Annotated in this window: 11 protein-coding genes and 1 pseudogene; all 12 read right to left on the bottom strand. The window is 35.0% G+C overall.

The features are described 5' to 3' along the window. Window positions 1-215: 215 nt before the first annotated feature. Window positions 216-617: a 30S ribosomal protein S9 gene (gene rpsI / locus ACZQCL_RS04440; protein ID WP_117573786.1), complete on the bottom strand. Its 402-nt coding sequence runs from the start codon at window positions 615-617 to the stop codon at window positions 216-218. Between the two features lie 13 nt (window positions 618-630). Continuing rightward, window positions 631-1068, bottom strand: a complete 438-nt coding sequence (gene rplM / locus ACZQCL_RS04435; protein WP_003864733.1) for a 50S ribosomal protein L13 — start codon at window positions 1066-1068, stop codon at window positions 631-633. 126 nt (window positions 1069-1194) lie between these two features. Beyond that, window positions 1195-2010: a histidinol-phosphatase gene (locus ACZQCL_RS04430; protein ID WP_482481930.1), complete on the bottom strand. Its 816-nt coding sequence runs from the start codon at window positions 2008-2010 to the stop codon at window positions 1195-1197. After that, window positions 1997-2740 carry a tRNA pseudouridine(38-40) synthase TruA gene (truA, locus tag ACZQCL_RS04425; RefSeq protein WP_419041581.1) on the bottom strand — a complete coding sequence of 248 codons (744 nt, stop codon included), beginning with the start codon at window positions 2738-2740 and terminating at the stop codon, window positions 1997-1999. Before truA ends, ACZQCL_RS04430 begins: the two co-directional genes overlap by 14 nt. Continuing rightward, on the bottom strand, window positions 2737-3534 hold the full coding sequence (locus ACZQCL_RS04420; protein ID WP_256269249.1) for an energy-coupling factor transporter transmembrane component T family protein: 798 nt from the start codon (window positions 3532-3534) through the stop codon (window positions 2737-2739). The genes truA and ACZQCL_RS04420 overlap by 4 nt, the downstream gene beginning before the upstream one ends. Further along, window positions 3527-4387, bottom strand: coding sequence for an energy-coupling factor transporter ATPase (locus ACZQCL_RS04415; RefSeq protein ID WP_118114611.1), 861 nt, complete (start codon window positions 4385-4387; stop codon window positions 3527-3529). The genes ACZQCL_RS04420 and ACZQCL_RS04415 overlap by 8 nt, the downstream gene beginning before the upstream one ends. Then, a complete protein-coding gene (locus ACZQCL_RS04410; protein ID WP_482481929.1) occupies window positions 4372-5190 on the bottom strand; it encodes an energy-coupling factor transporter ATPase in 819 nt (272 codons plus the stop codon). Before ACZQCL_RS04410 ends, ACZQCL_RS04415 begins: the two co-directional genes overlap by 16 nt. Window positions 5191-5256: 66 nt before the next feature. Beyond that, window positions 5257-5709, bottom strand: coding sequence for a hypothetical protein (locus ACZQCL_RS04405; protein WP_117573488.1), 453 nt, complete (start codon window positions 5707-5709; stop codon window positions 5257-5259). 2 nt (window positions 5710-5711) lie between these two features. Further along, window positions 5712-6293 (bottom strand): annotated as a pseudogene (locus ACZQCL_RS04400) (O-methyltransferase); the annotation flags it as partial. A gap of 25 nt (window positions 6294-6318) precedes the next feature. Next, a complete protein-coding gene (rplQ, locus tag ACZQCL_RS04395; protein WP_117571636.1) occupies window positions 6319-6681 on the bottom strand; it encodes a 50S ribosomal protein L17 in 363 nt (120 codons plus the stop codon). A 14-nt stretch (window positions 6682-6695) separates the two neighbouring features. Next, window positions 6696-7646, bottom strand: coding sequence for a DNA-directed RNA polymerase subunit alpha (locus ACZQCL_RS04390; RefSeq protein ID WP_482481928.1), 951 nt, complete (start codon window positions 7644-7646; stop codon window positions 6696-6698). 16 nt (window positions 7647-7662) lie between these two features. Beyond that, on the bottom strand, window positions 7663-7762 hold a 100-nt coding region (gene rpsK / locus ACZQCL_RS04385), incomplete at its 5' end, for a 30S ribosomal protein S11 (protein WP_482424443.1).

Raw genomic sequence — 7762 nt, 5'->3', positions numbered from 1 at the left:
TAAATTCTGTACACATATTTCATTACCTCACTTACAGGTAAATTGTACAAGCCTATTTGACATTAATGATGTCTATATCCCATTTTATTAAATGTGACTTTCTATTAAAAATGTTTGTGGCCTGTTTGTGGCCTACGCATACAATTTCATCTCAATTAGGCAAAAGAAAAAAGCCTTTATATAAAGGCTTTTGCATTCTCTTAGTAAGTAAAATACTAACGTTTAGAGAATTGTGGAGCACGACGAGCTGCTTTAAGACCGTATTTTTTACGTTCTTTAGCACGAGGGTCACGAGTAACGAATCCTGCAGCTTTTAATACTGGACGGTAGTCTTCACTAGCTTCCATTAAAGCACGAGTGATTCCGTGACGCATAGCACCAGATTGACCAGTGTATCCTCCACCTTGTACGTTGATAATCACATCAAATTGATCAACTGTGTTAGTGATTTCTAATGGTGATTTAACAACCATACGTAAAGTTTCCAATGGAAGGTATTCTTCCAAAGTTTTTCCGTTGACTACGATATTACCTGTACCTGGACGTAAAAAGACACGAGCAACAGATTTTTTACGACGTCCAACGCCATGATATTGAACAGTGTTAGATTTTTTCATATTCTATTCCTCCTTATCCTCTTACCTTCAATTCAACAGGTTTTTGAGCAGCATGTGGGTGTTCGCTACCAGCGTATACGAATACGTGTCCACGTTGTACATCACCTAATTTAGTGTGAGGTAACATACCTTTGATTGCTCTTTCAACCCATTCAACAGGGTATTTCTCTTTCATTTCTTTAGCTGTACGCACACGCATACCTCCAAAGTATCCAGAGTGGTTGTAATACTTTTCAGTATTCAACTTGTTTCCAGTCATTTCGACCTTGTCAGCATTGATCACAATTACATAATCACCACAGTCAACATTTGGTGTGTATGTAGGTTTGTGTTTACCTTTTAATACATGAGCGCAAGTTGAAGCCAAACGTCCTAAAGTTTGTCCGTTTCCATCAACTACATACCATGTACGTGTTACATCGGCAGGTTTTGCCATAGTAGTTTGACGCATATCTAATTTCCTCCTTGATTTGAGCGTTTACCGGGGCTCAAAAGGCCAGAGTTTAGCCACCTAATATGATATGCAATATCCCTATAAAAGTCAATGAAAAAAACAAAAAGTTTAGCTTTATTTTTGCTAAACTTTAATATTGTTTTCTTTTATTTTTTTATAATTAATCGAAGGAATATCATCTATGATTTCTACATCAAATTCAGATAGTTTTTCTAAAGCAAAATCATACCATTTTTTATTTAAATCGCCTACCTCATGTGCATCCATACCAATGATAGCCTTGACATCATATTGAGCGGCAATTTGCCAGAATCTAGAATGTGGATACTCTTCATAGCCCATACGTAAATTGTGCTGCATACCCAACACATTAAATTCTAATGGAACATTATAATCTTGACTTGTCTTACAAATTCTGTGGAATCCCTCTTCGATTTCTGGTGTTATTACGCCACCCGTACTTCTTAAAATCAATTCTGGATGTGCCAAGTATGCATACATACCCGTTTTCATACCTTCCACACAAGTATCAAAATAGCCTTTAATATATTTTCCTTTCGCTCCACCTAAATAAATATGATCCTCATCTGTACCATAATAATGATTGCCAAAAATCAAATAATCAATTTCATTTTCAATACAGAAATCCAATAACCAATCCATATATTTAGGAAAGTATTCAGCTTCTAAACCAAAACGAATCTCAATCTGCTTCTTATATCTATCTTTCAGATATAAAATGCTATCTTTATAATCATCAAATTCATCAAGCTTCATACGCATATGCGCCACAAAATCAGAGTCATATTTCCAACACGCATGATCTGAAAAGCCCAATACTTCAAAACCATTTTGAATGGCAGTACGAACAAATTCTTCATCATTACCAAAGGCATGATGACAACGTGAAGTATGTGTATGAAAATTAGTTTGTTTCATTGTATTTTACCTCCACTAAATATAATCCGCAACTCGGTGCATTATAACGACATGCCGACTTATCTTTCGCATCTAACATTCTTTGCACATCATCAATATCTATCTTATGTTGACCTACCGCAATTAAAGTACCCGTCATCATACGAACTTGATATCTTAGAAAACCAGTACCTTCAAAGATAAAATGCACATCTGTACCTTCTTCATTAATTTCAATATTTGAAATCGTTTTGACTCTAGGTTTTCTCGGATCGATTTTACTTGAGGCAAAACTCGTAAAATCATGAGATCCCAAGAATACTTTTGATGCATTTTTCATCGCCTCAATATCCAATTTTTTAGTTAATAAATTACGATACTTATAATTAAAAGGATTCTTTATATCATACGAACAAAAATAATCATAACGTTTGCCTACAGCACTAAAACGTGCATGAAAATCATCGGGCATTTCTTCCGTTTTTAAAATACGAATGTCTTTAGGAAGCAATGCATTTAATGCTCTTTCATATTGAATAGCCGGAACATTTTTACTTGTCTCAAAATGAAAGACTTGACCAAACGCATGAACACCAGCATCCGTTCTTCCACTCGCAACAACATCCACATTCTCTTTAGTAATTTTATACAAAGCTTCTTCAATCACTTGTTGAACGCCTAACGCATTCTCTTGTTTTTGCCAGCCTGCATAATTAAAACCATCATAGCTGACAAGTGCTTTTACAATCATAATACCCAAATACCAATACAAGCACAAAGAACGACAACACTTAAAATCATTGAAGCATAATCGATAGTCTGCATCTTTAACACTTTGTAACGTGTTCTTTTTCTAGAAGGATCATACCCTCTAGCTTCCATCGCATTCGCAAGTTGATCTGCACGATCAAATGCAGAAACAAATAGTGGAACAATTAAAGACAAAATGGCCATGATTTTTTCTTTAATACTCCCATTTTCTAAATCCACACCACGACTTGCCTGCGCATTCATAATACGCTGTGTTTCTTCAATCAATGTTGGAATAAAACGCAACGCAATACTGATCATCATCGCAATAATATGAGCTGGTACACCAACCTTTTCAAAAGGCTTCAACAATTTTTCAATTCCCAAAGTCAAATCCAAAGGCTTTGTTGTTGCTGTTAATACAGTTGTGATAATGACCATCAACATTAAACGAACCACAATATACAACGTTTGATTTACGGCATCACTATAGATTGTAAATCCTTTGATTGAAAACAAAGGTGTTCCTGTTTTAATAACCAATAGGTTAATAACCAACAAGAAAGCCATCATCCATAACATTGGTTTCATTGTTCTTAAGGCATATTTAATATTTAATTTTGATAAATACAAACTCAATAAAATAAAAATACCTATAATCACATATCCAAGGACTCCTGCAGGAATAAATATCGCAACCATCAAAAACAACATGATCATAATCTTAGATCGAGGATCCATCTTATGAACCACAGAATCTAATGGCATATATTGTCCTAACGCAACATTATTCATGTTTCTTCACCTGCTTTTCTATTGAATCCACAAGTGAATTCATATCCATAATATCTGGATCCATCTCAAATCCATTTTCTTCTAATTGCATCTTTAAACGCACAATACTAGGTGGATTGATCCCAATCTCTTGTAGATATTCAGGATGCTTAAAAAATTCCTTCACATCCGCTTCCTGCGTTACTTCACCATGACTTAACACAATTACATGATCACAATAATTCATGACATGCTCCATATCGTGAGTTACTAAAAGAACGGTTTTGCCTTCCTTTTTATTTAAGTTCATAAACAAAGTCATCATTTCTTGAGCACCTTGAGGATCAAGACCTGCAGTTGGCTCATCTAAAACTAAAACTTTTGGATTCAATACTAAAATACCGGCAATCGCAACACGACGTTTTTGTCCTCCACTCAAATCAAAAGGAGAACGATCCAAATAACTTTCATCCAAACCAACAACAGGCAAGACTTTCTTTACTAGTTGGGAAGCATCTTCTTCACTTGTTCCAAAGTTTTTTGGCCCAAACGCAATATCCTTACCAATCGTTTCTTCAAACAATTGATATTCAGGAAACTGGAATACAAGTCCAACTTCTTTTCTCAATTGCTTCACATCTTTGATTTTCAACAAAGGCTGAATATGGAAACCACAAATATCCAAAGTACCCGCTGTTGGAATCAACAAACCATTTAAATGTTGAACCAAAGTTGATTTACCAGAACCCGTCTGCCCAATAATAGCTGTAACTTTCCCTTCTGGAATTGAAAGATCAATACCTTTTAATGCAGCATGCGAAAAAGGGGTATTTTCATTATATGTGTGCTCTAACTTCTTTATTTCAATCGACATAATTTTTCTACCACCTCATCTAAACGACATACATTTTCCTTAAAAATCCCACGCTTCTTTAATTCTTTAGAAATCTTTAACGCAAAAGGAATATCCAACTGCATTTTAGCTAACTTATCTTCCTGTCTAAAAATATCCATTGGTGTTCCCTGCATCGCAATTTCACCATTTTCTAATACTATGACATTTTCAGATTGAGCAACCTCTTCCATATCATGTGTAATTGATAAAATAGTGATATTTTTTTCCTCATGTAACTTGCGAATCTGCGCATTAATACTTGCCTTACCTTGAGGATCCAACATACTTGTCGATTCATCAAAAATAATAATATCCGGTTCAATTGCTAAGATACCCGCAATCGCTACACGCTGTTTTTGTCCACCAGATAATTTAGTCGGCTCTGCACTTAAAAAATCCGTCATTCCAACACGACTTGCGACATCTTCAATAATCCCCTGCATCTTTTCTTGTGCTACACAATGATTTTCTAAACCAAAGGCAATATCATCTGCCACTGTAGAACCAATAAATTGATTATCTGGATTTTGGAATACTATTCCAACATGACTTCTCAATTCATATACACTTTCTTCATTTAGTTCCTGACCTAAAATTTGAATTTTTCCCTTTTTCGCTTCCAATAAACCAATGATTAGTTTTGCCATTGTACTCTTACCAGAACCATTATGTCCAATAATCGTTGTATAGCTTCCTTTTGGGATTGAAAAAGAAACATCTTTTAATATATCATTTTTCCCATCATAGGAAAAAGTTAAATGTGAAACTTCAATTGCTTCCATCACATATCCTCCACCATAAACGGAACTATTATACCATATTAAAATGGCTTGAGCACCCTCAAGCCACTATTTATTAAAATGAAATCCTTTATATTCAGCACTCGTGTTTGTACATGCATTTACAAGTGTGTCTGACAAAATTTTTAAATCACTTTCATTTACACCCTCATGATAAATTACATCCACAAGTTTGTCTTCATCATCATACGAAGAAGTTAATCCATTTTCAGCAATTTCTGTTTGAAATTGTTTAGCCGCCTCCTTAGAATCAAAGCTATATGTAAGTGTGACCGGAAGAATTTCTTCTTCAGCCTCTTTAAATCCCATAATATCCGATTCCATATTTTTTAATGGACTTACACTAGGTTGAATCTCTTTTTCAATAGGTTCATCAATATCTGGGCATAAGAATTCATCTAACTCTTCCTGTCTTTGTTTATCACGACGTACTTTGCCAGCAACTGCACATGCGCCAACTGTAATGGTTGCAGCACCTACTAAAAATTTAAAAAGATTCATAATTATTTCCTCCTTGTAATGGCAACTCCGTCTCCATAATCATAAAATGCTGTTTCATAATCGGAAAGTTCTGCCAAATACGTATGATAATCATGGATCTTGCGAACTAATTGGCGTGTATTGCGATTACGCGATAATTCTGGATGTTCTACAAGCCCATGAAAATTCATATTATCTGATACAATTATACCATTCTCATTCAAATGGATACAGTATTTCTCAAAAAAACGTCGATATTGTGCTTTAGCTGCATCAATAAAAATACAGTCAAACATACCATCTACATCTACTTCAAGAGCATCCCCTTCAATCAATGTGATTTGGTCAGATAATCCACTTTCCTCAATATTCTTTTTTGCCTGAACGATCATGTCAGGATTTCTTTCAATTGTGACAACTTTCATTCTAGGATCTAACTTAGCTACTTCAATAGATGTACGCGCAATTGCAGTTCCTAACTCCAAAAATGACAGGCATTGATTTTCTTGAAGTTTTTCTAACAAGAACTTTAACCCACCATCCATCATAATAGGCACTTGATGTTCTTTTGCGTATTGTTCTAAATCACTCATTTTAATTCTCCTTAAAAGAAAAGTGAAGTAGTAACTACTACTTCACGAATTGTACAATTGCCATTGGAGCTGCATCTCCACGACGGATACGTGTTTTTACAACACGAGTGTATCCACCATTACGATCTGCATATGCTGGTCCAATTTCATTGAATAATTTTTGAAGAGCTGTTGTTCCCTCTTCATCAACTTCTACATTACGAACATAAGCTGCTGCTTGTCTACGTGCATGTAAATCTCCACGTTTTGCTAATGTTACTAATGAGTCCATTACAGCGCTTAATTCTTTTGCTTTCATTTCTGTTGTTTCGATTTGTCCGTTTTCAATCAAAGATGTTGCCATGTTACGCAACAATGCTTTACGATGATCGGCTTTACGTCCCAATTTACGATTCCACATGATTCTTACTCCTCTTATTCATACGATTTGAAGAACAATCCCAATTGGTACATTTTGTCCTTCACTTCTTTGAGTGATTTCTTACCCAAATTCTTAACATGCATCATTTCATCTTCTGTTTTTTGTGTAAGTTCATCAACAGTTTGAATTCCTGCACGTTTTAAACAATTGTAAGAACGAACAGATAAATCCAAATCTTCAATCATCATTGTATTTACTTTCTTAACATCCTCAACTTGAGGTTTTTGAACCATGAAACTTTCTTCTAATTCTAAATCTGAAACAGTTAAAACTTCATCTAAGTTTTCCATACAAATCTTTGCAGCCATTGTGATAGCTTGTAAAGGTGTAATTGTACCATCTGTTTCTACATTGATATGTACTTTATCATATTTTTTATCCAACCCAACACGAGCAGGTTCTGCTAAATAATCTGCTTTACGGATTGGAGTGAAAGTTGCATCTAATACTACGACATCTTCACCAAAGTCGTATGACACTTTGTTTTCAATTGAACTCTTATATCCAGTTCCAGTTACAGCATAAATCTCCATTTCCAAGCTTGCACCTTTTTCTAAAGTACAAATCACTTGTTCAGAATCTACAACTTCAACAGCTTCTGGACAAATAATGTCAGCCGCCTGAATTGTTGCAGGACCCTTCTTTGAAATATGCAATGTTTGGAATCCTTCTCCATCATTGTATAATTGTACAGCTTTTAAATTTAATGAAATACGATAAATATCTTCTAAAATACCTTCGATCATTGTTGCTTTTCCATCAAATCCAGATACTTTAAATCCAACAATGCGTGTGCCAGGTACACTTGTTAATAATGTACGGCAAATGGTATTTCCAATCGTAATTCCAAAACCTCTTTCAAGAGGTTCAAAGATATAAGATCCAGTATTGTTTTCTTCATTCACAAAATCTTTATGAAGTGAAGCTCTTTCAAATTCCTGCATCGTTATCCTCCTTTAACTATCCACGAGGTCGTTTTGGTGGACGACATCCGTTGTGTGGAATTGGTGTTACATCATTGATCATTGTAATTTCTAAACCAGCTACCTGTAATGCTCTG

The sequence above is a fragment of the Holdemanella sp. genome (assembly GCF_056804935.1).
The sequence above is the reverse complement of the archived record's forward strand: the minus strand, read 5'-3'. Positions and strand labels throughout refer to the sequence as shown.

Coding starts and splice junctions, on each gene's coding strand:
- rpsI (WP_117573786.1), bottom strand. CDS start 617: ATGAAAAAATCTAACACTGTTCAATATCATGGCGTTGGACGTCGTAAA.
- rplM (WP_003864733.1), bottom strand. CDS start 1,068: ATGCGTCAAACTACTATGGCAAAACCTGCCGATGTAACACGTACATGG.
- ACZQCL_RS04430 (WP_482481930.1), bottom strand. CDS start 2,010: ATGAAACAAACTAATTTTCATACACATACTTCACGTTGTCATCATGCC.
- truA (WP_419041581.1), bottom strand. CDS start 2,740: ATGATTGTAAAAGCACTTGTCAGCTATGATGGTTTTAATTATGCAGGC.
- ACZQCL_RS04420 (WP_256269249.1), bottom strand. CDS start 3,534: ATGAATAATGTTGCGTTAGGACAATATATGCCATTAGATTCTGTGGTT.
- ACZQCL_RS04415 (WP_118114611.1), bottom strand. CDS start 4,387: ATGTCGATTGAAATAAAGAAGTTAGAGCACACATATAATGAAAATACC.
- ACZQCL_RS04410 (WP_482481929.1), bottom strand. CDS start 5,190: ATGGAAGCAATTGAAGTTTCACATTTAACTTTTTCCTATGATGGGAAA.
- ACZQCL_RS04405 (WP_117573488.1), bottom strand. CDS start 5,709: ATGAATCTTTTTAAATTTTTAGTAGGTGCTGCAACCATTACAGTTGGC.
- rplQ (WP_117571636.1), bottom strand. CDS start 6,681: ATGTGGAATCGTAAATTGGGACGTAAAGCCGATCATCGTAAAGCATTG.
- ACZQCL_RS04390 (WP_482481928.1), bottom strand. CDS start 7,646: ATGCAGGAATTTGAAAGAGCTTCACTTCATAAAGATTTTGTGAATGAA.